This window comes from Streptomyces sp. NPDC023527, assembly GCF_055560115.1.
In genome coordinates this window covers 343,781-366,591 of record NZ_JBVHJJ010000005.1, presented here as the reverse complement: position 1 = coordinate 366,591, position 22,811 = coordinate 343,781, and the positions used below count along the sequence as shown (strand labels likewise).

23 protein-coding genes and 1 pseudogene are annotated in these 22,811 nt (G+C 70.1%); 15 read left to right on the top strand and 9 right to left on the bottom strand.

The annotated features are described in order from the left end of the window. Positions 1–869: 869 nt before the first annotated feature. A pseudogene (locus tag ACZ303_RS12710) lies at positions 870–1,908 on the bottom strand (IS701 family transposase); the annotation flags it as partial. Between the two features lie 870 nt (positions 1,909–2,778). Here ACZ303_RS12710 and ACZ303_RS12705 point away from each other — a divergent pair. Next, positions 2,779–3,354, top strand: a complete 576-nt coding sequence (locus ACZ303_RS12705) for a TetR/AcrR family transcriptional regulator (RefSeq protein WP_467338029.1) — start codon at positions 2,779–2,781, stop codon at positions 3,352–3,354. 335 nt (positions 3,355–3,689) lie between these two features. Beyond that, positions 3,690–4,523, top strand: a complete 834-nt coding sequence (locus ACZ303_RS12700) for an NAD(P)H-binding protein (protein WP_467338027.1) — start codon at positions 3,690–3,692, stop codon at positions 4,521–4,523. Positions 4,524–4,600: 77 nt separating this feature from the next. Here the strand turns inward: ACZ303_RS12700 and ACZ303_RS12695 are convergent, their stop codons facing one another. Further along, the gene (locus ACZ303_RS12695; RefSeq protein ID WP_467338025.1) at positions 4,601–5,305 is read right to left on the bottom strand and encodes a hypothetical protein; all 705 of its coding nucleotides are present in this window, start codon (positions 5,303–5,305) and stop codon (positions 4,601–4,603) included. 36 nt (positions 5,306–5,341) lie between these two features. Beyond that, entirely contained in the window at positions 5,342–5,701 is a 360-nt protein-coding gene (locus ACZ303_RS12690; protein WP_467338023.1) for a DUF4190 domain-containing protein, read from the bottom strand. A gap of 78 nt (positions 5,702–5,779) precedes the next feature. On the opposite strand from ACZ303_RS12690, the gene ACZ303_RS12685 reads away from it, so the two are divergent. From ACZ303_RS12685 to ACZ303_RS12675, 3 genes are all read left to right on the top strand, one after another. Then, positions 5,780–6,283 carry an ATP-grasp domain-containing protein gene (locus ACZ303_RS12685; RefSeq protein ID WP_467338021.1) on the top strand — a complete coding sequence of 168 codons (504 nt, stop codon included), beginning with the start codon at positions 5,780–5,782 and terminating at the stop codon, positions 6,281–6,283. Between the two features lie 479 nt (positions 6,284–6,762). Next, entirely contained in the window at positions 6,763–6,987 is a 225-nt protein-coding gene (locus ACZ303_RS12680) for a DUF397 domain-containing protein (RefSeq protein WP_467338019.1), read from the top strand. Between the two features lie 447 nt (positions 6,988–7,434). After that, positions 7,435–8,268 (top strand): hypothetical protein, encoded by an 834-nt coding sequence (locus tag ACZ303_RS12675; protein WP_467338017.1) that lies wholly within the window; start codon positions 7,435–7,437, stop codon positions 8,266–8,268. A 234-nt stretch (positions 8,269–8,502) separates the two neighbouring features. On the opposite strand, the gene ACZ303_RS12670 is transcribed toward ACZ303_RS12675, so the two are convergent. Both ACZ303_RS12670 and ACZ303_RS12665 read right to left on the bottom strand, forming a co-directional pair. Further along, positions 8,503–8,862, bottom strand: a complete 360-nt coding sequence (locus ACZ303_RS12670; protein ID WP_467338015.1) for a hypothetical protein — start codon at positions 8,860–8,862, stop codon at positions 8,503–8,505. A gap of 588 nt (positions 8,863–9,450) precedes the next feature. After that, positions 9,451–9,702, bottom strand: coding sequence for a hypothetical protein (locus ACZ303_RS12665; protein ID WP_467338013.1), 252 nt, complete (start codon positions 9,700–9,702; stop codon positions 9,451–9,453). A gap of 279 nt (positions 9,703–9,981) precedes the next feature. On the opposite strand from ACZ303_RS12665, the gene ACZ303_RS12660 reads away from it, so the two are divergent. From ACZ303_RS12660 to ACZ303_RS12645, 4 genes are read left to right on the top strand one after another with little or no spacing between them, the layout of a single operon-like run. Continuing rightward, the gene (locus ACZ303_RS12660; RefSeq protein WP_467338214.1) at positions 9,982–10,335 is read left to right on the top strand and encodes a tyrosine-type recombinase/integrase; all 354 of its coding nucleotides are present in this window, start codon (positions 9,982–9,984) and stop codon (positions 10,333–10,335) included. 29 nt (positions 10,336–10,364) lie between these two features. After that, positions 10,365–11,975, top strand: a complete 1,611-nt coding sequence (pcaC, locus tag ACZ303_RS12655; protein WP_467338011.1) for a 4-carboxymuconolactone decarboxylase — start codon at positions 10,365–10,367, stop codon at positions 11,973–11,975. 40 nt (positions 11,976–12,015) lie between these two features. Continuing rightward, positions 12,016–12,657: an MBL fold metallo-hydrolase gene (locus tag ACZ303_RS12650; RefSeq protein WP_467338009.1), complete on the top strand. Its 642-nt coding sequence runs from the start codon at positions 12,016–12,018 to the stop codon at positions 12,655–12,657. 42 nt (positions 12,658–12,699) lie between these two features. After that, positions 12,700–13,479, top strand: coding sequence for an exodeoxyribonuclease III (locus ACZ303_RS12645; RefSeq protein ID WP_467338007.1), 780 nt, complete (start codon positions 12,700–12,702; stop codon positions 13,477–13,479). Between the two features lie 36 nt (positions 13,480–13,515). Here the strand turns inward: ACZ303_RS12645 and ACZ303_RS12640 are convergent, their stop codons facing one another. After that, a complete protein-coding gene (locus ACZ303_RS12640) occupies positions 13,516–15,360 on the bottom strand; it encodes an SGNH/GDSL hydrolase family protein (protein ID WP_467338005.1) in 1,845 nt (614 codons plus the stop codon). A gap of 139 nt (positions 15,361–15,499) precedes the next feature. Here ACZ303_RS12640 and ACZ303_RS12635 point away from each other — a divergent pair, with 139 nt between their 5' ends. Next, complete coding sequence (locus ACZ303_RS12635; RefSeq protein ID WP_467338003.1) at positions 15,500–15,940, top strand: DUF6278 family protein; 441 nt, start codon at positions 15,500–15,502, stop codon at positions 15,938–15,940. 14 nt (positions 15,941–15,954) lie between these two features. Here ACZ303_RS12635 and ACZ303_RS12630 read toward each other — a convergent pair whose 3' ends face one another. Further along, on the bottom strand, positions 15,955–16,701 hold the full coding sequence (locus ACZ303_RS12630; protein WP_467338001.1) for a GntR family transcriptional regulator: 747 nt from the start codon (positions 16,699–16,701) through the stop codon (positions 15,955–15,957). A gap of 209 nt (positions 16,702–16,910) precedes the next feature. Here ACZ303_RS12630 and ACZ303_RS12625 point away from each other — a divergent pair, with 209 nt between their 5' ends. The 5 genes from ACZ303_RS12625 to ACZ303_RS12605 are packed head-to-tail and all read left to right on the top strand — an operon-like array spanning position 16,911 to position 21,202. Further along, positions 16,911–17,654, top strand: a complete 744-nt coding sequence (locus ACZ303_RS12625) for an amino acid ABC transporter ATP-binding protein (protein WP_467337999.1) — start codon at positions 16,911–16,913, stop codon at positions 17,652–17,654. 33 nt (positions 17,655–17,687) lie between these two features. After that, positions 17,688–18,617: a glutamate ABC transporter substrate-binding protein gene (locus ACZ303_RS12620; RefSeq protein ID WP_467337997.1), complete on the top strand. Its 930-nt coding sequence runs from the start codon at positions 17,688–17,690 to the stop codon at positions 18,615–18,617. An 8-nt stretch (positions 18,618–18,625) separates the two neighbouring features. Beyond that, complete coding sequence (locus tag ACZ303_RS12615; RefSeq protein WP_467337995.1) at positions 18,626–19,270, top strand: amino acid ABC transporter permease; 645 nt, start codon at positions 18,626–18,628, stop codon at positions 19,268–19,270. Continuing rightward, a complete protein-coding gene (locus ACZ303_RS12610) occupies positions 19,267–20,136 on the top strand; it encodes an amino acid ABC transporter permease (protein WP_467337993.1) in 870 nt (289 codons plus the stop codon). Before ACZ303_RS12615 ends, ACZ303_RS12610 begins: the two co-directional genes overlap by 4 nt. Positions 20,137–20,185: 49 nt before the next feature. Then, positions 20,186–21,202, top strand: a complete 1,017-nt coding sequence (locus ACZ303_RS12605) for an aldo/keto reductase family protein (protein WP_467337991.1) — start codon at positions 20,186–20,188, stop codon at positions 21,200–21,202. A 95-nt stretch (positions 21,203–21,297) separates the two neighbouring features. On the opposite strand, the gene ACZ303_RS12600 is transcribed toward ACZ303_RS12605, so the two are convergent. Both ACZ303_RS12600 and ACZ303_RS12595 read right to left on the bottom strand, forming a co-directional pair. Next, a complete protein-coding gene (locus ACZ303_RS12600) occupies positions 21,298–22,506 on the bottom strand; it encodes a cytochrome P450 (protein WP_467337989.1) in 1,209 nt (402 codons plus the stop codon). Then, entirely contained in the window at positions 22,503–22,733 is a 231-nt protein-coding gene (locus tag ACZ303_RS12595) for an MbtH family protein (RefSeq protein ID WP_467337987.1), read from the bottom strand. Before ACZ303_RS12595 ends, ACZ303_RS12600 begins: the two co-directional genes overlap by 4 nt. Between the last annotated feature and the right edge of the window lie 78 nt (positions 22,734–22,811).

The following is a 22,811-nucleotide window of genomic DNA, read 5'->3' as shown; positions in this document are numbered from 1 at the left end:
GATAGCGTGGCGCGAGTGAGCGAGAAGCAGACCCTTCAGTACCGGACCGACGGCCCCGAGGACGGGCCCGTACTCGTCCTACTGGCGCAGATGGGGCGGGTCCGGGCGGAGTAGGAGCGGGCGGCCGCGATGAGGCCCAAGCCCAGGCCGGCGAAGGCTAGACCGCCGAAGGCGACCATCCAGGTGATCCCGGAACTGGTGGTGAACGCTCCCCCCGACGGTTTCAGCTTCGGCAGTACTCCGGTAGCGCTGAGCGGGGCGTAGATCAGCAGGACGACTCCGTATACCGACAGGCCGACGGAGCACAACCACGCTGGCAGCAAGGGCAGTAGGCGTGGGACTCGCCGCCCAGAGAGGATCAGGGTCCATCGGGGGAACACTTGCCCCCACGGGTACAGCAGTCCCAGCAACAGGAAAATCGCAGCCATCGCGGCCAGCACGGTGACATCGATTCCCACCGATGCGAGGGCCTTTGCCAGCCCCGACTCGCCTGCGTTCGTCTCCCGCCACCCTTGCGCCGTGACGCCGATCGCATCGCCACCCAGCGTCCAGATGGTCTTGACGCCAGCCCACGGCAGAAGCCCGCACATGAGCAGGTAGACCGCGACTCGGGTTCGCTTCGACGCGACGGAGGGGCCAGGGTGGGCAAGCGGACCGTCAAAAACACCCGCGTGGTCCTGTCCGCACCGAGGGCACCTGCCTCGCAGCCGTCGGCGGTACGACATTCCGACGAGGATGAGAAGAGCGGCGCCCACCGCGCTCAACAGCGCGGTGAACAGGCGCTGGATCTCATTGCAGGTGAGCGGGATCAGGCCGTCGGGGCTGGTCCCGTCGTCGGTCGGGGCCTGGTCGCGGCGTTCGCGGGCGGCGGTGATGGCGAGGAAGGCGTGGGCGAGCAGGGCCAGGGTGACCCAGCGGTGCCAGGAGTCCCAGCGGCGCACTTGGTGCTCGTCCAGTCCCGCCAGTCCCTTCGAGCTCTGGAACGTCTCCTCCACCGTCCATCGACTTCCCGCGACCCTGACCAGCGTGGACAGCGGCACCGGGCGGGCCGGGTAGCAGCGGTAGTGGGCCAGCTCGCCGTTCGTGCGGTTGCGGCGGATCACCAGGTGCTGATGGCCCGTCGGATCACCTGCGGTGATGGCGACCAACGCCCAGTCGTAGTAGCGGTGTCCCTTCGCCCCTTGTCCGGCGGACACTTTCTGCCAGGCCGGGCGCGGGATGCGTTTGGCGAGGTGGTCGGCGCGCTGGGTGCCGGCCGTGGTGGGGATGCGGTGGGTGCACGAGACCGCGAGCACGTAGCCGAGCCCGCGTGCCTCCAAAGCGGCCCGCAGTTTCGGGTTGTCGCCGTAGACCTCGTCGCCGGCCACCCACGCGGCCGGGGCTCCGGCATTCAGGACGCGTTCGATCATCTGCTGGGCCGACTGAGGCTTGGTCGCGAAGCCGACTTCGTCCGGGACGGCGGCCTGTTCGCGTCGGTCGACGTCGCCGGTCCAGGACTTGGGCAGGTACAGGGCGCGGTCGATGCCCGGCGTGCCCGTGCTGGGATGTGTAGGTGAGGTAAACGGCGACTTGGGCGTTCTCTATCCTGCCAGCGGTGCCGGTGTACTGGCGCTGCACGCCCACGGTGCGGGTGCCCTTCTTCAGGTCGCCGGTCTCGTCGACCACCAGCACCGCTTGGTCGTCCGCCAGGTGCTCCAGCACGTAGTTGCGCAGGTCGTCGCGGACCAGGTCGGCGTCCCACTTTGCCCGCCCTAGAAGGTGCTGCAGCCCGTCCGTGGTGGCGTCCCCGACATGCTCGGCGATCGTCCAACAGTTCTTGCGCGGCAGGTCCGCCAGCAGCCCAAGCACCAATTGCCTTACCCGACGCCGGGGTTCGACCCGGACGAACCGACCGGCGATCCGGCCCATCAGGCATTCGAACGCCTCCCGCCAGCGGACAGGGTCCACGCTGTGCCCTGCGACTACCGCATGATCTTCAGTCTTCACACGCCGATGATCAGCGGTGACCGCACCCGTCTCAGTGCCGGCCTCCACCAGCGAGATCACGATCTACGGCTGGAGTACTGGGCGAGAAGGCAGGCAAGCGTTTGGGCATCGACTCCATCCCGGTTCGGCACTCGACATTCCGGATGTAAAGACCCTTCCGTGCTTATAGGAGTAGAACGACAAAGAGCAGGATTTGTATTTATTCTTCGCGTCATCTTTGTCGGGGATAGTGCTTGGTCAAGTTTTCGGCTATTGTTTCATTGGCCATGAATCGGACGTGAATCAGGGGGGGAACGTGCAGATCTCGACGCGTAACCGAATTGCAGCCATCTTCGCGGCCACCACTATGCTGGTTGGCTGCGCTGTGACTCTGGGGGGCAGGCAGTGCAGTTGCCGCACCCCCAAGCGCCGAATTCAGCGCGCACCCTATGCAGTCGGACGGCTCCCGGTCTATTTACATCAAGCGGAACGGCAAAGTTGTCGGCGCAGGAAAGTGGATAGCCAACGGTGACATCCTGAGGGCTGAGGATGATGAGTCCGATGGTTACTACATTACGGCCGTACTGAGTACCGGTCGAGACGTAAACACAAAGGGCAAGCCTGCGCCTTCAAAGGTCGACGATGCCGGAAATCTGCCTGAGGACAAAACCTATACGATGTTTGTTTGCATTGGCAATGACAGTACTGGCCTGAATTGCTCGGGAAATTACTCCGTAAGGTCATGATTGCCGGGTTTACGTAGGATGCGGTGCCGAATCGGCGTCATTCACGGCCGCCTCCGTCCGGCGGACCATGCTCCGGCGGCAGCAACTGGCCGATGCGGCGATCGGCACCCTCGCCCGCTCCGGCATGCGCGGACTCACTCACCGCGCGGTCGACCAGTCCGCCGGGGTCCCGGCCGGCTCGTGCTCGTACTACTTCCGGACACGCCAACAGCTCCTGCAAGCCGCCGTCGAACGTCTGGTCGAACTGGACATCGCCGAAATCGACGATCGCCCTGCCCTCACCGGGCCCGCGAGCACCGCCCAGCTCGCCGAGGCCACTGCGGACCTCATCGAGCACTGGACCACCAGCGGCCGCGAACGCATGCTCGCCCGCTACGAGCTGGCCCTGGAAGCGCCCCGGTGCCCCGAGCTCCGTACCGCCCTGCACGCCGCGGGCAGTCGCCACCGGGCCGTGGCCGAGAACCTGCTCGCCACTGCGGGCGCCCCTGCCCCCGCGACACATGCAAACGCGTTCGTGGCGCTCCTGGACGGCATCCTCTTCACCCAGCTGACGGCGGCAGCCCCACATCGGCTCACCCCTGAGCAGCTGCGCCGAGCCCTCCTCAACCTGATCCACGCCTGCACCGGGCCGCAGCATCCCTGACCCCTGAGCCCTTTACGGCTCTGATCAATATTTCGGTATGGCCGAGCGTGACCGCCATGGGGTGAGCAACACGCGCCGTCGGACGAGGTCGAAGTTGGCTCGCCCATACCCTTGGCGCTTGAGGAACTTGACCCGATTTACATGCCCTTCAACCATGGCGCTGGAGTAGGGCAGGGTGAGGCCGGCGGTCACGGCGCAACCCCGGCCGCGAAGCGCCGGGGTTGCCTGTGTGCGTTCCTGGCAGTGGGAAGGGTCGGGAGCCTCCTTGACCTGAAGTGCGATTGAGCTTCTAGCGTGTCCTGGAGTTGATCATCTGACGACAGGAGAACGTGCTCATGATCCTCGTGACCGGAGCCACCGGAAACATAGGAAGTGCTCTGCTGAGGGAGTTGCACGGATGCGGTGTGGGGCCGCTGAGGGGATTCACCCGTGACGCCGCACGGGCCGCGTTCCCCGAAGGTGTCGAGACCGTTGAGGGTGATTTCGCGGAGCCGGAGTCGTTCGAGCCTGCTCTGGACGGGGTGCGCTCGCTGTTCCTCGTGTCGCGTCTGGGTTCGGATGCCGACATCCTTGAGGCCGCCAGACTGGCGGGTGTGGAGCACGTGGTGCTGGTGTCGTCCATCACGGTCCAGACCCATCCCCACCTGGGCCCGGCCGGCGAGAACCTGGCGGTCGAGCGGCTGCTCCTGGACAGCGGCATGGCCTGGACGATCCTGCGGCCGACGCAGTTTGCCTCGAACGCTCTGATGTGGGCGGCGTCGGTCCGTGCCCGTGAGACGGTCCGTGCGCCGTATGCGGACACCGGGCTGCCCACGATCCACCCCGCGGACATCGCGTCGGTGGCGCGGGTGGCGTTGACCGAGCCCGGCCACCAGGGGCGGACGTATGCCCTGACCGGTCCACAGTCGGTGACCGCCCGGCAGCAGGTCGATGCCATCTCGGCAGCGCTCGGGCGGGAGGTGCCCTTCAGCGAGATCAGTCGGCAGGAGGCTCACGCTCAGATGGCCGCGGTCTTCGGGGACGAGGCCGCGGAGGCGGTGCTTGACGTCACGGGCGGGGACGTCAATGACGAGCTGCTGGCGGTGCGGGACACGGTTTCACGGGTCACCGGCTCCCCGGCCAGACCGTTCCAGCAGTGGGCTGCGGAGAATGCCGACTTCTTCCGCTGAGCACCCGGCCCGTCAGGGCGGTCGGCTGGTGGTTCTCGAGCATGGGGGTCAGAGTCCAGGCACAGGGCAAGTTGGTGCTAGTCCTGCCGCAGGACCGCCAGTGCGAAGGCCAGTCGGCGCTCCAGCCAACTCGCTTGCGGCACGTACAACTTGATGCCCTGCGTATGCCCAGCCGTCAACGCGACCTCGTCGTCCGCACGCCAGGTGACGGGCTTCGTCGGACGTGTGGAGCTGTGGTTGTCACTCGCCGCGTCTCCGTAGAGCACGGAGTCGGCAACGCTGCCGATCAGAGAGCCTGCACCCCGCACGGTGGCGTCCGCACCGCGGGCCGCGATCTCCTTCGCGCTGCCCTTGGCCCAGTGGTAGCGGGCCACGACGTCGGGATGCCCCGGCTGCCGCAGCCACCAGCCGTGCTGCACCGCACGCTTGGCGGCCGGAGTACGGAACACCAGGCCCAGCTCCTGCCCGGCCTGGTCCCGTACCTGATAGCGCTCGCCGCCTCTGCCGCCGCTCGCGGGCTCGACGGTGCACAGCAGCTCCCCGGCCTCCATGGCGTCGTACAGCTCGTACGACCGGACCTCCAAGTCCCGCTGCTCGACGAACGCGGCGGGCGCGAAGTAGCGCTCCCCATCGAGGGTCACCGGCATACGCACCGCCCGCCGGCCGACCAGCCCCTTCTTCCGGAAGGCAGACGGGCGCACCACCTCGCCGACCACGAACCCGCCCTCGGTGTCCCAGTGCACCGGGACGACCGGCGGGTCCACCTTCTTCTTGCCGAACACTCCGGTCTCCTCCCAGACCCCGCACCGTCGGAATGCTCAGTTCATGGCCCCGAAGAGCAAGGCGAATCCGGCGAACACCCCGACGGCCACCAACATCACAAGACCCGCGTACAGCACGCACACCCACCCTGTCACGATCGAGGCGAGCGCCCACCACCGGCCGGGCAGCCCTTGACGCTTGGCCCGTCGGCGGGCCACATGGCCCGAGACGATCGCGGTCAGCGCGGCCAGCTCCACGAACACGAACCAGCCGATCGTCGCTGGCATGTAGAAACTCGCCGCCGACGCCCACATGCTGCCACTCGCCACGATGACCGCCGTCACGGCGGCACCCATGCTGATCGCGGCGGCCCGGTTCTCCGGCTGTATCCGTACCGCTTCCCCCGTGTCGATCATGGCGGGAAGCCTAGCAATCGCGGCCGCACCCATACCGTCCACTGCCTAGGTGAGGTTCAAGGACGGGCTCTCACGGTCGTGAGAGGCCCGGCCGGTGCGGCTGCGGCCGCCGACGCCGCCCGCGCGGTGGCCGGCAACGGCAGCGGCCGCCCGGGCGTCCTGGTCCAGGCGTGCGCCGTCGGCACGGAGTACAGCGTTGAGTCCCTCACACAGGACGGCACCACGACGCACCTCGCCGGTCACCCGCAAGCAGGTGACCGGCGGCCCGAGACGAGTCGAGACGGGGCACAGCCTCCCCGTCCACCTCCCCCGGTTGTGGAGGCGGCCGTGTACCGGGAGGTGGAGGCGGCCATCCGGGCGGCCGGTATCCGGCACGGCGCCTCGCACACCGAGGTCATCATCGACGCGGACGGGCGGTGCACGGTCATCGAGATCGGCGCTCGCCTCGCCGCCGGGCAGATCGGAGTCCTGCTCCAGCACGCCCTGGGCATCGATGTCTGGGCGGCCCTCCTCGACGTCGCCTTCGGCCGCCCGGCCGCGCTCGCGCCCACCGCCCGGAGTATGCCACCGTGCGGTTCGTGACCAGCCCGTGCGCCGGACGGCTGGCGTCGCTCTCCGGGTTCCCGACGGTGGGGCCGGGCGTGCCGTTCGTCCGCTGGCGGGCGGCAATCGGCGGCACGGTCCACGAGCCGGGCGCCAACGGGCACCGGTTGGGGTCGTTCTGCTGCCGGAAGAACGCCGGCCACGCTCTGCGCGGATACGTCCCCAGGTGCTCAGGGGCCGGGATGCCACCCAGGTGGGTCTGGATCATCCAGTCCCGGCCGATCACCTCATGCGATCAGTCCGCAGCGAGCACCTGCGGCATCAACGGCGTGATCACAGCCAGCCAGGGCTGGCTCGCGTACTCGTTCCGCATCAGGTGGCGCTCGCTGCGGAACTGGCGGCCCTCACAGGGTGCCCCGCTCGCCGGCTGTTCGTCACATACACCGCGTGCGGGATACGGCAGGAACGCATCCGTCCTGGTGACGCCCCGAGGAACAAGGCCACCGCCGCCTTCGGCGATGGGGTGCTCGGCGCCCGCTTCCTGCCGGACGCGGCCCACGCTTGGGCTGAAGTACTCGGGGAACGGCCACGAGTGCGTCGAGGTCTCCGACGACCTCATCAAGACCGACGGGCTCGTACCGGTCCGGGACAGCAAGAACCCAAGCGGACCCAAGCTGGTCTTCTCGGGGACGGCCTGGTCCGCGTTCATCCGTAGCGGCTGCGCACGCCAGCTCGCCGTTTAGCGCCGCACACAAACGCGGCTCGCCCCAGCGGAATTGGGGTGAGTCGCGCTGTGCTGTCCGGACCAACGCAGCATAGACATTCCGGCCTGGCAACGGCAGTGGACCGCCAGCGCGAGGAGGGTAACTGTCATGCCCGCGGTAGACACCTGCACTCCTTGCCCGGAATCGGCTGCCCCGAGTCTTGATCGGCACCTTGCCGACCGCTCGGGCGTGCTTGTGGATACAGCTCAACTATCGGTGCTTGGACGGCATTTGCGAGTAGTCCCGGTTAGGCCCTAGTCAACACGGAGGACGTTGCGAGGCCGTTACGGCCGGTCATGGCTCAGCTGTGCATTTCGCGATCAGCTCTGAACATGGAGCGACACGCTCCTGCCTGCCGCGCGACAAGGTGTGTGCCGTTGCGGTCTTGGACGTGCTCGCGCGCCCACCGGAGGGCACTGTGGGCGGGTGGGCGTACAGGATGTGGACACTGCCTTCACGGCGCTCGGGGCGGTCTTCTCAGGGGTGGCGGCCCTCGCTGCGGTCATGGTGGCGCGCTGGCAGACCACGTTCGGGCGCCGCCTCGCCCTGGAGTCGATGAGTACACAGGCCGCTGTGGAGCGGACGCTGCGGCTGGAGGCGGAGCGGTGCGAGGCGTGGACGGCGTTCCTGCGCGCTTCGGACGCGTTCACCGACGCGGTGTGGAGGCTGGGGGAGACGGACCCGCGGTCCCGGGCGGAAGAACTGCGCGCCAGGAGCCAGGCGCTGACGGAAGCCTGCTCAGGGTTGCGGATCCTCGGCCCTGATGCCGTCGTCCGGCACGCGGAGGCGGTACGGGAGCGGTGCGCGCGCATGGAACGGTATGCGGTCAGGCGGGCCGTGGTGCGGTCCGCGCTGGATGCCCTGCAGAGACGGTGGTGTCCGGGGAACGCGGAGCGGTGCGAGGAGCGGTGCGGGGGCAGTGACGCGCACGGCTGCGCCTGGTTGGCGTACGTGATGCTCGAAGGCTGGGGTGACCGCGACGAGGACGACCGCCCCGACGACCTCGACTACCTGGAGTACCTGATCCGGGAGAGTGGCGTCCTCGCGGGCGACGGCGCGCCGGCGGAGAGCGGCGTGCTGACCGAAGACGACCTGCGCCAGCTCCTGGCCGTCGCCAGCAACCCCGTCTCGTGGGACCTCCTGTCCGCCGAGGACCGCTGGCTCCGCCCGCGCACCGGCTACGACGAGGGCCGCGGCGTGTTCGTCAGCTCGGTCCGCGCCTTCCTGGTCGAAACCGGCGGGGCGACGACAGCGGCCTAGCGTCCGACACTGTCGGGGATCTTTTATCGAGCTGAAGGACGTAATGTCTGTCGCGATTCCGGGGGCCTCGCCGTGGGGTCATGACCGGTTGGGTCGTGACGGGGCGCCCGCCGGTACAGCCGCAAGCGCGAGACAGCCAAGCCCTTACTGGAGAAGACCTCTGGGGTATGAGCCCAGCGAGCCCGAGCTGCTCTACACGCGTCGGCACGGTCTCGGCTTGTCGAACCAACGGACTCACCGGCGGCCTGACAGCCTCCCGTCGCGGTAGGCCGCAGGGCCCGTACCGCTGTGCGCCGGGTCGGCGAGCTGGGTCAGGGCGGGCACAGCGGCGTCCATGCGGTCCGGGGAATCCATGCCCGCCACCCACCGCACCATCTGCTGCTCAAGCGCGGGCCACTGGCCGACGTGGTGGACGCGGCCCTGCTCGTATAGCTGGGCGATCGGCTCGGCCCTCAACCTCTTGCCCTGCTTCGCGACCACAGGGATCACCGCGGGCATCAGCACGCCCTCGGGGCGCTGCTCGCGCTGAAGCTCCTGCCACGCCTGCTGAACGACCTGGCGGGTCATGTCGCTGCCATAGTTCGACTTGATCACGATGGCGTCCGCGCGCAGCTCGATCGCCAGCAGGCACGTTTCTCCGCCCCCACGCGTCGGCGCGGAGATTGCCGCTGCGGTCGTCCAGGACGTAGAGGTGGCCGCCCCGGCGGGCACGCTCGTTGCCTGGGCCAAGTCCTTCCTCCGCCTGACGATCAGGACCGTGAGCAGTCCCCGGGCGCGAAGGGGTTCGTGGTGGTGCCGAGGCGGTGGGTGGTGGAGAGGTCCTTGTCCTGGTTGTTGCACGCGCGCCGAAACGTCCGTGACTACGAAAACCGGCCCGAGCACTCCGAAGCGATGCTCACCATCGCCGCAATCACGCTCATGACGCACCGACTCACCCGACGCCCTGTCCATCCCAACGTGGCGACCCCGAAGCCCATGGCAGCCGTCCAGGCCGCGTGAACCACCGCCTTCAGCGGCCCAATCGGACGCTCTACGTTTGGCAGCGCTTTCTCCACGAGGTTCTGGAACTGGAACGCCTCGTCGACACCCTGGTTCGCAAGCGGCGTGGCCCGCATGCCGAAACTTGGCACGCGGGTCGGCGTGGCCGTCTTGCTCCTGCCTCTGCGGCGCGGCGCGTGATTCCTAGAGGTTCTGTGCCACGGCGATGTGCTGGTTGGCCCTCTGCGGCAGCTCGCCGCCGGCCATCAAGTCTCCGGTGGAGCTGTGAGTATTGGAACCCGGAATGTTGAGGCTGTCTTCGGTGCTGAAGAAGTCCTTGGCCAGCTCCTGCTGCCTCTCCGGGGACTGGTTCTGCAGCCACTGCTTCTTGTCCGGGTCCAGCAGGGCCATCAGCGTCTGGACGGGGGAGTCGGCTCCTCCAAGAAGGTCGGGCATGGTCGGTGCCTCCTGTTCGTTGAGTGGGGCGCCAGGCCCCGGTGTATCGGGTCACCGACGCTCGAACGCCGGCACCGGAACCCGTGCCCGTCAGTCGAATCAGAGATGCGGCTACGGCAGTGCAGTGCACTCCAATGGCCGCCCAGGGCCCGCCGCCGCAACTCATGAACACTTCAGCGCGGACGCGACCGTCAGACACCTCCCGAACCGAAACTCGTTGTCCGTCCTCATGGACAAAGCCACCGCCCCACAGTCACCCACCAAGCAGTTCGAGGACGGATTCTGAAGGCGTTCCGGGCCACGCAGGCGAAGGAGCGCCTGGCAGCAGGTGAAGGGTGCGAGAGCGGCGAGTACGTGCTCGTGGATGAACTCGGCGCCGCGCTGAACGGTCGGCAGCTCCGGGTGCGGGCCTACAAGATCATGGACGAAAACGGCCTTCGCGGGGTCCGTCTGTACGATGCTCGGGCGTCGTGCTTGACCTACCTGGCGAACAACGGGGTGCCGGATCACCTGCTTGCCATGTGGGCCGGGCACACGAACGTGAAGACGACCAAGAAGTGGTACGTGAAACCGGACGTGGCGGACCTGCTTCCAGCAGCGGAGGCGTGGGGAGGTCTCGCGGGGGGCGTGTGACAGATCGTGACAGATGAAGGTGTGAACCCGTGAGCGAGACCAAGATCGATACGCTGCAATACCGCTCTGACGGGCCAGAAGACGCCCCGGTCCTGGTCCTGGGCCCGGCCCTCGGCACCACCTGGCACATGTGGGACCGGCAGATACCGGAGCTGACCCGCCACTGGCGGGTGCTCCGCTTCGACCTGCCCGGCCACGGCGGAGCCCCCGCCGAGCCCGCTCCGGCCGTCGCCGACCTCACCGACCGGCTCCTGGCCACCCTCGACGGCCTCGGCGTCGAGCGCTTCGGTTACGCCGGCTGCTCCATCGGCGGCGCGGTCGGCGCCGACCTCGCCCTGCGCCACCCGCACCGGCTCGCCTCGCTCGCCCTCGTCGCCGCCTCCGCCCGCTTCGGCACCCCGGACGGCTGGCGGCAGACCGGCGAGACCGTCCGTACGAACGGACTCGACCCGATCGCCCGGTCCGCGCCCGAGCGCTGGTTCACCCAGAACTTCGCGGTCGCCCAGCCCGCCATCGTCGACTGGGCCGTGCAGATGGTGAACACCACCGACCCGGCCTGCTACGTCGCCGCCTGCGACGCCCTCGCCGCCTTCGACGTACGGGCCGAGCTCGGCCGGGTCAGCGTGCCCACGCTGGTGCTCGTCGGCGCCGACGACCAGGTCACCCCGCCCGCCGACGCCCGGACCCTGGTCGCCGGGGTCCACGACGCGCGGCTCGCCGTCGTCCCCGGCGCCTCGCACCTCGCGCCGGTCGAGCAGCCCGCGGCCGTCACGGACCTGCTGGTGCGCCACTTCACCTCGGCCTGGCAGCTGACCACACCGCAGGTCCCGCCGACGGCTACCGCGCAGCCGTCCCCGGCACCGGGCCCGAACCCCCTCCCCGCGCCGACCCCGAACCCCGCGCCCGGGCCGGTGGCGGCGCCCGCCCCGGCGCCGAACGTGCCGGGCCCCACGGCGACGCCCGTTCCCGGCGCGCCGTTCACCCCCCACCCGCCGGCGCCCCAGCGGACCGGCGCGGTGCCCCCCGTCGCCCCGACGCCACCGGCCGGCCTCGGCCCGTACGCCATGGGCCCGGCCGCCACGCACACGCCGCCGCCCGCTCCCGTCCCGGCCACCTTCCCCGGCTTCGGCCCGCCGCCCGTCGTCGACGCGGAGCCCGCTCCGGTCCCGGTCCCCGCGCCGGTCCCCGCCGCCGCCGAGAGGCCCGAGAGCGCCCAGGACAGCGCGCCCGAGCCGGCTCCGGGCCCGTACGAGTACGACCACGGCGCCTACGAGCGCGGCGCGAGGATCCGGCGGGAAGTCCTCGGTGACACCCATGTGGACCGCGCGGAAGCCGCCAGGGACGACTTCACCGGCGACTTCCAGGACTTCCTCACCCGCTACGTCTGGGACGGCACCTGGTCCCGCCCCGGCCTGGACCGCCGCACCCGGTCGATCGTCACCCTGACCGCGCTCACCGCCCGCGGCCACCTCGACGAGCTGGCCCTGCACACCCGCGCCGCGCTGCGCAACGGCCTCACCCCTGACGACATCAAGGAAACGTTGCTGCACACGGCCGTCTACTGCGGCGTACCGGCCGCCAACGCCGCCTTCGCCGTGGCGCGGCGGGTCATCGCCGAGGAGGCGGGCGACCGGGCGTAGGACACGGGCGCGGCGGCGTGGCCGTAGCAGTATGGGAAGCATGAAGCTGACCAAGAAGAGCCACGCCTGCGTCCGGCTGGAGAAGGACGGCCGCACGCTCGTCATCGACCCGGGCGCCTTCAGCGAGCGGGACGCGGCCGTCGGCGCGGACGCGATCCTCGTCACCCACGAGCACCCCGACCACTTCGACGCGGACCGGCTGCGGGCCGCCCTGGAGGCCGACCCCGCCGCCGAGCTGTGGACCCTGCGCAGCGTCGCGGAGCAGGTGTCCGCGGCTTTCCCCGGCCGGGTGCACACCGTCGGCGAGGGGGACGCCTTCACCGCCGCGGGCTTCGACGTGCAGGTGCACGGCCAGCTGCACGCCGTGATCCACCCGGACATCCCGCGGATCACCAACGCGGGCTATCTCGTGGACGGTTCGGTCTTCCACCCGGGCGACGCGCTGACCCTGCCCGGGCAGCCCGTCGACACGCTGATGGTGCCGGTCATGGCCCCCTGGAACAAGGTCGCCGAGATCATCGACTACCTCCGGGAGGTGGCGCCCCGGCGCGCCATCGACATCCACGACGCGCTGCTCACCGACCTCGCCCGGCCGGTCTACGACCGGATGCTGGGGCCGGACGGGCCGGGCGTCGGCACGGAGCACTCCCGGCTGGCGCCGGGGGAGAGCGTCGACCTCTGAGGCACGCCGCCACTGTCACACCCGGCCGTTAGGGTGGGCCTCATGCGCATCGCCACCTGGAACGTGAACTCGATCACCGCCCGTCTGCCCCGGCTGCTGGCCTGGCTGGAGAGCAGCGGCACGGACGTCCTGTGCATACAGGAGACGAAGTGCGCCGAGGACGCCTTCCCCTTCGAGGAGCTGCGCGCGCTGGGTTACGAGGCCGCGGTCAACGCCACCGGCCGGTGGAACGGCGTGGCGGTGATCTCCCGCGTCGGCCTGGAGGACGTGGTCAAGGGCCTGCCCGGCGGCCCCGACTACGAGGGCGGCCAGGAGCCCCGCGCGGTATCGGCGACCTGCGGCGGCGTCCGCGTCTGGTCGGTCTATGTGCCCAACGGCCGTGAGGTCGCCCACGACCACTACGCCTACAAGCTCCGCTGGCTGGAGGCGCTGCGGGACGCGGTCGCCGCGGACGCCGAGGGCGGCCGCCCGTTCGCCGTGCTCGGTGACTACAACATCGCGCCGACCGACGAGGACGTCTACGACCCGGCCGTCTTCGAGGGCGCCACGCACGTCACCCCCGCCGAGCGGGCCGCCCTCGCGGCCCTGCGCGACATCGGGCTGTCCGACGTGGTGCCCCGCCCGCTGAAGTACGACCACCCCTACACCTACTGGGACTACCGCCAGCTGTGCTTCCCCAAGAACCGGGGCATGCGCATCGACCTCGTCTACGGCAACGCCCCCTTCGCCGAGGCGGGCAAGGACGCCTATGTGGACCGCGACGAGCGCAAGGGCAAGGGCGCCTCGGACCACGCCCCGGTCGTCGTCGACCTGGACATCTGAGGTCCGGGCGCCCTCGGCGGGCGGGAGCGGACCGGCTCAGATCAGCTGCCGCAGGTCGATCGAGTCGCTGAAGGCCCGCATGCCCGCGTCGTTCGGGTGCAGGTGGTCGCCGCCGTCGTAGGCCGGCAGCATCCGGTCGGGCTGCTTCGGGTCGCGGATGGCGGCGTCGAAGTCGAACACGCCGTCGTAGGCACCGGCGTTGGCCCGGATGTGCCGGTTGATGGCGGTGCGGTTGGCCTCCGCCGCCGGCGTGCAGTCGTAGAAGCCGCCGCAGGGGGCGATGGTCGCCGCGACGACCCGCAGCCCGCGCTCGTGCGCGCGGGCCGCCATCGCCCGCAGCCCCGCGATGACCTGCGCGGACGAGGTGCCCGAGCGGATGTCGTTGACGCCCTCGAAGACGATGACCGTACGGACCGAGGTCTGCGCCAGGACGTCGCGCTCCAGCCGGTGTTCGGCGCTGACCCCGCTCATGATGGTGCTGGTCCCGTCGCCCGGATAGCGGTCGGTCACCACCCGGTTGCCGGAGATCCCGTGGTTGAGGACCCCGAAGCGGGGCACCGACTGCTGCCCGCGCAGCCGCCGGGCCAGCAGGTCCGGCCAGCGCCCGTTGGACCCCGGCGTCGACCGCTCGCCGTCGGTGATCGAGTCGCCGAGGGTCACCACCGACCCGGGCCCGTCGGAGACGTCCACGCCCGTCAGCAGCGGCCAGTGGTCGAGCGTCCCGGTGTACGCGCCGGCGCCGCTCTCGCCCGTACGGTCACCGCTGCCGTCGGCCGTCAGATAGGACACCTGCGCGGTGTAGCTGTGCACCGGCACCGCCCGGACCGTCCCCGGCAGGTGGATGCTCACCAGCAGATTCGTGCCCGGGGGCACCCGGAACCCCAGCGGGTCGCTGAACTGCTGGGCCCCCGCGGGGATGTCCGCGCCCGCCCGGCCGCCGAAGGTCAGCGCCCTGGGCCGGCCGGCCGCCGCCGCGCCCTGCCCCTGGAGCGCCACGGTGGCGTGGCCGATACGGACCGGCCGGGGCGCGAAGGTGTTCTCCAGCCGGATCCTGGTCGCCGGTCCGCCCGCGCTGCTGTGCACCACCAGCCGCAGCGTCCGGTCGGTCCAGGGCCCCACCGCGGCGTAGCCCGAGGGTGACGCCGCCCAGCTGCCGGTCCACCCGAACGTGGGACCCCGCAACGCCATCGAGAACACATGCAGGTCGGCGGCCGGCCCCGGGTCCGCCGGCAGCACCACGGACGCGATCTCCTTGCCGCGCGCGACGGGCACCGTCACCGCGTAGAGCCGGGTCGTCTCCGCCTTGGCGCCGCCGGGGGTGTTGAGGTGGGGCAGGCCGACGGCCTTGGTCGTCAGCGGGCCGCGCCGCCAGTCGGGCGCGGTCAGCCGGTAGGTGCCGCGTGAGCCGTCGCGGTAGCGGATGGTGCCGGTGCCGGCGGTGTCCGCGCCCGGCGCGCCCTTGGTGGTGCCCGCGACGAGGAAGGAGAGCGCCTCCCCGCTGCCGGTCAGCCGCACCGCCTGCCCGGCGGCGCGGACGTTGTCCGGCTTCCCGGCCGCCGGGCGCGGCCAGGTCAGCCGGGAGCGGTCGATCGTCAGGGTGCGCCCGGGCGTCCAGCCCGCGGCCGCGAGGTCCTGGGCGGAGAGGGAGTTGCCCGCCCCGTCGAAGTCCGCCCCGCCGGGCCGGCCGTCGTCACCGACCGCCCGATTGTCGAAGAGCCGCTCCAGGGGGAGCGGCTCCTTCTCCGGTCGTGCCGGCGCGGCGAACGCCGGTGTGCTGGTGGCGACAACGGCGCAGGCCGTGCCCGCCGCGAGGGCCCCCGCCGCCGTCCACCGTCTGTGCCGTCTCCCGCCGGGTGTCGCTTTTCGGAGCACGTGTCTCATGGCTCTCAGCCTTCCCCGCTCTGTATGTGGCGGGATGAAGCTAAGGAGACCTCTGGGGAACGTCAAGGAGGCCATCTGGCCACGTCGGGTGCCGCGCGCCTGTGGTGGGGCCATCCGTGGCAGTGCGATCCTGTCCGGTATGAACATTCCCTTCTTGGACAGTTGGCGCAAGCGGCACGCCCCCGCGCACGGCGTGGCGCTCGCGGACGGGGTGGACAGGGATCCGGAGGGCCTGGCCGAGCTGTTGTCGGAGTGCGAACTGCTGCGCGCCCACGCGGAGTCGGCCGGGGTCACGCTCGACGACTCGCCGTCGTCCCTGGAGGCGCTGGACCAGTTGCAGCCGCGCTGGCGCGAGGACCCCGAGCTGCTGCCCTGGCTCGGCAACGACGCGGGCCTGTATCTGGGCACGGTGGTGGTCCGTACGGTCGCGGACGCGGGCTGGTGGATCTGGCCCAACGGCCAGCCGGTGGTGCGGCTCGCCAACGGGCGCGAGATCGATGTGGTCGAGGCGGGCCAGGCGTGGGCGGCGGACGGCGCGCCGGAGCTGTCGCAGCTGTACGGGGAGCTCGCGGAGAACTGACGCGCGGCGGTGGGTCAGCTGATGAACGGAATGTCGTACTCCAACCGCCAGCGGTCGGCGCGTACGACGATGTCGGAGGTCTCCACCGCCCGGCCGTCGCCGTCGAAGTGGGTGCGCTCGATGACGGTGACGCACTGTCCGGCCGCGCAGCCGAGCGCCTCGGCCTCCGGGGTGGTCGCCGGACGTGCCCCGACCAGCTCCTGGGCGCGCACGACGCGGATGCCGATGGCCGCCAGCCGCCCGCGCACCCCGCGCCGCGCGTAGGGACCCCGCTCGGGCAGGACCACGTCCGTGCCCTCGGTGATGGCCAGCGGCTCCCAGCTGGTGGCGAGCTGGACCGGATGGCGGTTGGCCAGATACTCGTAATGGGTGCACAGCACTCGCTCGCCCGGCTCGACCCGCAGCCGGTCGGCGACCCGCTCGGGGGCGCCGATCTCGCTCGACGTCGCCTCCCAGGTCAGTGTGGTGTCCCGAGCCGTCATCCGGGCGGCGAAGGGGGTGTCGACCGCGCCGGTGGAGCGCAGCAGACTGCCCAGCGGCACCCGGTCGGTGACGAACACCCCCCGTCCGAACTGTCCTTCCGCGTACCCCGCGGCCTTCAGGACGCGCACCGCGCGGTCCACGGTCTGGTCGCTGGCCGCGTAGGCGCGCTTCAGCTCCGACCGCGAGGGGATGCGGTCCCCCACGGCCAGCCCGCCCTCGTCGATACGGCGGCGCAGATCGTCCGCGATGCGCTGGTAGACGGGCCTGCTGTCGCCCACCCCGGCTCCCCTTCCCCCGAGTTCCCCCGGTTCGACCCCCACAGGCTAGGTACCCAGGCCCGGTCTGTGTACCTAGGGCAAATGGAGGGGAATGCGGAACGAATGTCGATATGCGCGCGTGTCACCGATGAAGTCCCGTATTGGGCCGATAGCTTGCGCCGAACAGCTTGCGTCGACCGCGAGAGAGCCGAGAGTGGGTAGGGCTGGGTATGGCCGTCGATCCATTGATCGAACTGCGCGGAGTCAATAAGCACTATGGGAAGCTGCACGTCCTCCAGGACATCGACCTCACCGTCGGCCGCGGGGAGGTCGTGGTCGTCATCGGCCCGTCCGGCTCCGGGAAGTCCACGCTGTGCCGGGCCATCAACCGCCTCGAACCCGTGGAGTCCGGCACCATCACCCTCGACGGGCGCCCGCTCCCCGAGGAGGGCCGGGAGCTGGCCAGGTTGCGCGCCGAGGTCGGGATGGTCTTCCAGTCCTTCAACCTCTTCGCGCACAAGACCGTCCTGGCCAACGTCTCCCTGGCGCAGCTGAAGGTCCGCAAGCGCGGCAAGGAGGAGGCCGACAAGCGCTCGCGCGAACTACTCGAACGAGTGGGTCTGCTCGCCCATGCCGCGAAGTACCCCGCCCAGCTCTCCGGCGGCCAGCAGCAGCGCGTCGCCATCGCCCGCGCGCTCGCCATGGACCCCAAGGCCCTCCTCTTCGACGAGCCCACCTCGGCGCTGGACCCCGAGATGATCAACGAGGTGCTGGAGGTCATGCAGCAACTCGCCCGGGACGGCATGACCATGGTCGTCGTCACCCACGAGATGGGCTTCGCCCGCTCGGCCGCCAACCGCGTCGTCTTCATGGCGGACGGCCGCATCGTGGAGGACCGCACCCCCGAGGAGTTCTTCACCGCGCCCGAGAGCGACCGGGCCAAGGACTTCCTCTCCAAGATCCTCAAGCACTGACCCGGGGGTACCGTGCCGATGAGACGCGTCCACATGAGCCCGAAGGCCCCCCGGCGTCCGCGCCGTCGCGTCGCCGCCCTGGCCCTCGGCGGCCTCGCCCTGCTCGCCGCCGCCTGCGGCAAGGAGGGCAGCCCGCCCGTCAAGGGCCCCCAGCCCGACCAGCTCCCCGTCTACCGGGTGGACACCGGCCTCCAGCTGACCGACTCGCCCACCTGGCGGGCCGCCAAGCGCCGCGGCCACCTCGTCGTCGGCGCCAAGGAGGACCAGCCCTACCTGGGCGAGAAGGACCCCGCGAGCGGCGTCTACTCCGGATTCGACATCGAGATCGCCCGCATGATGTCCGCCTCCCTCGGCTTCCCCCCGAAGACCATCGCCTTCCGCACCATCGCCTCGGCCAACCGCGAGACCGCCCTGCAGAACGGGCAGATCGACTACTACGTCGGCACCTACACCATCAACGCCCTGCGCAAGAAGCAGGTCGGCTTCGCCGGCCCGTACTACATCGCCGGACAGTCCCTGCTCGTCCGCACCGACGAGAAGGGCATCGACGGCCCGCAGGACCTGGCCGGCAAGAAGGTCTGCTCCGCGGCCGGCTCCACCCCGCTGCAACGCATCCAGCGGGAGTACCCCAAGGCCGTCGCCGTCGCCTACGACACGTACTCCATCTGCGTCGACAACCTCCTCAGCCTCCAGGTCGACGCCGTCACCACCGACGACACCATCCTCATGGGCTTCGCCGCCAAGGCCCCCGACGAGCTGAGGGTCGCCGGAAAGCCCTTCTCCAAGGAGCCCTACGGCATCGGCGTGCCCCGCGCCGACAACGCCCTGCGCCTCGCCCTCGACGACGCCATCGAGGCGCACGAGAAGAACGGCGACTGGAAGAAGGCCTACGACGCGACCCTGGGCCTGTCCGGGGTGCCGGCCCCCGCCCCGCCCACCGTCGACCGCTACCCCGCCGGCTGAGGTCCCCGATGAACGTACTGACCGACAACTTCTCCCTGTACGGCAAAGGGCTGCTCGGCACCGTCGAACTCACCGTCTACGCCTCCCTGCTCGCGCTCGTCGTCGGCTTCCTCATGGCCTCCTTCCGCGTCGCCCCCGTGGGCTCGCTGCGCGCCTTCGGCACGGTGTGGGTGGCGGTGCTGCGCAACACCCCGCTGACGCTGCTGTTCTTCGCGGTGCTGCTCGGCCTGCCGCGTTTCGGCGTCGTGCTGCCCTTCCAGCTCTTCGCGGTCCTCGCCCTGGGCTGCTACACCTCCGCCTTCATCTGCGAGGCGGTGCGCTCGGGCATCAACACCGTGCCGACCGGCCAGGGCGAGGCGGCCCGCAGCCTCGGCATGACCTTCGGGCAGACCCTCGGCGCGATCGTGCTGCCGCAGGCGTTCCGCTCCGTGATCCCGCCGGTCGGCTCCACGCTGATCGCGCTCGCCAAGAACTCCGCGATCGCCGGGTCCTTCAGCGTCACCGAGCTCCTCGGCACGTACAAGACCCTCAACGAGCTGGGCTACAGCATCATCTGGTCCTTCGTCTGGATCGCCGTCGGCTATCTGATCGTGACCCTGACCATCAGCGCGATCTTCAACGTGCTGGAGAAGCGCTGGGGAGTGCCCCGATGACCGACACCGCGCTGTACGACATCCCCGGGCCGCTCGCCAGGCGCCGGCACCTCCTCTACGGCCTGATCTCGACGGCCGTGATCCTCGGCATCGTCGCCTGGGTGCTGTATTTGCTCTTCGACACCCACCAGTTCACCGCCCAGAAGTGGCGGCCCTTCGTGTACGTGGGCATCCAGGAGCTGCTGCTGCGCGGCCTCGGCAACACCCTCAAGGCCTTCGTGTACGCGGCCGTGCTCTCCCTCGCGCTCGGCGCGCTGCTCGCCGTCGGGCGGCTGTCCGAGCACCGGCCGGTGCGCTGGATCGCCACGCTCCTGGTGGAGTTCTTCCGCGCGATGCCGGTCCTGGTCATGATCTTCTTCGTGTTCGTGGCCCTCAAGGTCCAGCCCCTGCCCGCCCTGGTCACCGGCCTGACCCTCTACAACGGCTCGGTGCTCGCCGAGGTCTTCCGTACGGGCGTGCACTCCGTGGACCGCGGCCAGCGGGAGGCGGCGTACTCGCTGGGCATGATCAAGACACAGGTGATGACCTACGTCCTGGTGCCGCAGGCGCTGCGCGCGATGCTGCCGACGATCATCAGCCAGCTCGTCGTGGCCCTGAAGGACACCTCGCTCGGCTTCCTCATCACCTATGAGGAGTTCCTGCACGCGGGCAAGCTGATCGCCAGCAACCTCGACTACGGACTGCCGTTCATCCCCGTCGTCATGATCATCTCGCCGATCTACATCGGGATGTGCATGCTCCTGTCGTGGCTCGCCAACTGGGTCGCGAAGCGGCAGGGGCGCAACCCCAAGACGGAGGCCGTGGACATCTCCGCCGCGGAGCCGGGAACGCTGCTGCCGGGATCCGGGCACCAGCCCCTCCAGTGAATTCGGCGTTCGGACGGACATGATCCAAGTGCGTTGCTAACGTGGTGATATGAATTTCCGTCACCTGGGACGCAGCGGATTGATAGTCAGCCAAATCGCGTACGGAAACTGGCTGACCCGGAGTTCTTCGAGGAGTGAGGAGACGGAACTCGCCTGTGTGCGGGCCGCGCTCGACGCCGGAATCACCACCTTCGACACCGCGGACGTCTACGCCGACACCTGCGCGGAGGAATCCCTGGGCCGGGCGCTGAAGGGCGAACGCCGCGAGGGGCTGGAGATCCTCACCAAGGTCTTCGCGCCCACCGGCCCGGGCCGCAACGACCTCGGACTCTCCCGCAAGCACATACGGGAATCGATCGACCAGTCCCTGCGACGGCTGGGCACCGACCACGTGGACGTCTATCAGGCCCACCGCTTCGACCCCTCCACCCCGCTGGAGGAGACCATGGAGGCGCTGGCCGACGTGGTCCACGCGGGCAAGGCGCACTACATCGGCGTGTCCGAGTGGACCGCCGGGCAGATCCGGCGCGGCCACGCCCTCGCCCGCGAGCTGAAAATCTCCCTGGTCTCCAACCAGCCGCAGTACTCCGCCCTGTGGCGGGTGCCCGAGGCCGAGGTGATGCCCGCCTGCGAGGAGCTCGGCATCGGGCAGATCGTCTGGTCGCCGCTGGCCCAGGGCGTGCTGACCGGCAAGTACGCGCCGGGCGGGCAGTGGCCCGAGGGCTCGCGGGCGACGGACTCCAACGACGGCTCGCCCATCCTGGCCGGCTGGCTGACGGACGAGGTCCTCGGCCGGGTCCAGCGGCTGCGGCCCCTCGCGGCCGACCTCGGCCTGACCCTCGCCCAGCTCTCGCTGGCCTGGGTCCTCCAGCACCCGGGCGTCTCCACCGCCGTGCTCGGCGCCTCGCGCCCCGAGCAGATCACCGACAACGCCAAGGCGGTCGGCGTCCGGCTGGACGAGGAGGTCATGACGAGGATCGACGCCGCGCTCGGCCCGGTGGCCAACCGCGACCCGGCAGCCACCGAGGAGAGCAGCCCCACCGACCCCGGCTGGCGACTCGCCTGAGGGCGCCGGCGGCCCGTCCGACGGCGCCGCACGGAAAGGCGGGCCTTCCCGCAGACGCGCAATACGTCCGCGGGAAGGCTCTTTTCATACGCCACTCACCAGGTGACCGGGAGGTGCAGCAGGCTCCGCACCTGCATTCCGTCCTTCCATTCGAGCGATTCCACCGGAACCGCGCACCGCAGCTCCGGAAGCCGGTCGAACAGCGAATCCAGCGCCACCTGCATTTCCAGCCGCGCGAGGGGCGCGCCCAGGCAGCGGTGGATGCCGTAACCGAATCCCAGATGCGGATTGTGCTCACGGGTGAGGTCGAACCGGTCCGCGTTCTCGAAGACCGAGGCGTCGCGGTTGGCCGACGGAATCGCCGGCAGTACGGATTCACCGGCGCGCACCAGCGTCCCGCTCAGCTCGACGTCCTCCGTGGCGTAGCGCGCGAAGGTGACGTGGGAGATCAGCGGCACGTAACGCATCAGCTCCTCGATCGCCCGCGGCATCAGCTCCGGCGTGCCGCGCAGCCGCTCCAGCTGGTCGGGGTGCGTGAACAGCACGTGGAGGGAGTCGATGAGCTGTGAGGAGACCGTCTCGTGCCCGGCGATCAGCAGCACGCTCGCGAGCTCGACCAGCTCCTTCTCGGAGAGCTTGTCCTCCTCGTCGCTGGCCTTGACCATGGCGCTGATCAGGTCGTCCTGGGGCTCCGCCCGCCGGCTGACCATCAGCTTGCCGATGTAGTCGTACAGCCGCTCGGTGTCCTCCTCGATCTCCTCCTCCGACATCACGGTCGTCGCGGAGAACGCGTCCAGCCAGCCGCGGAACTGCTCCCGGTCCTCGAAGGGGACACCGAGCAGGTCGCAGACGACGGTGCCCGCGAAGGGCACGGCGAAGCCCTCCATGAGGTCGCCGGGCGCGCCCGCGGCGACCAGGGCGTCGATGAGCCGGTGGGCCTCCCGCTCGATGCGCGGGCGCAGCAGCTCGACCCGGCGCATGGTGAAGACCTTCGACAGCAGCCTGCGCAGCCGGGTGTGGTCGGGGGAGTCCATCCCCAGGATGGAGGTGTGGATGGGCAGCGGGGTCAGCCGGGACTCGTCGTGCTCGGCGGCCAGGGCCCGGCTGAACCGGGGGTCCCCGAGGATCGTCTTCATGTCCGCGTGCTTGGTGACCAGCCAGGCGTCTTCGCCGAAAGGGCAGCTGACCCGTACGACGGGCTCTTCCTCGCGCAGCTTCGCGTAGAGCGGGTCGACCTCCAGTGCCACGGCCTCGCTGAAGGGGTAGTCGGGCGGTGCCGTCCGGTCGTTCAGCGGGCTGTTCATGCGGATCGCGCCTCCGAGAGCCGGTTGTGGTGTTCGACGAGGCTCTTGGGCCGCATGTCGGTCCAGTTCTCCTCGATGTACGCGAGGCACTCGTCACGGGCGGCCGGGCCGCGCACGGCGGTCCAGCCGGCGGGGACAGCGGTGAAGGACGGCCATAAGGAGTGCTGTCCCTCGTCGTTGACCAGCACCAAGAAGGTGCCCTCGGTGTCGTCCCAGGGGTTGCTCACGATGCGTGCCTTCCGTGGATGTGGGTGGGTGTGAGGTGCGCCGGCCGTGCGGGGCCCGCCGCCCCGGCACGGCCGTAC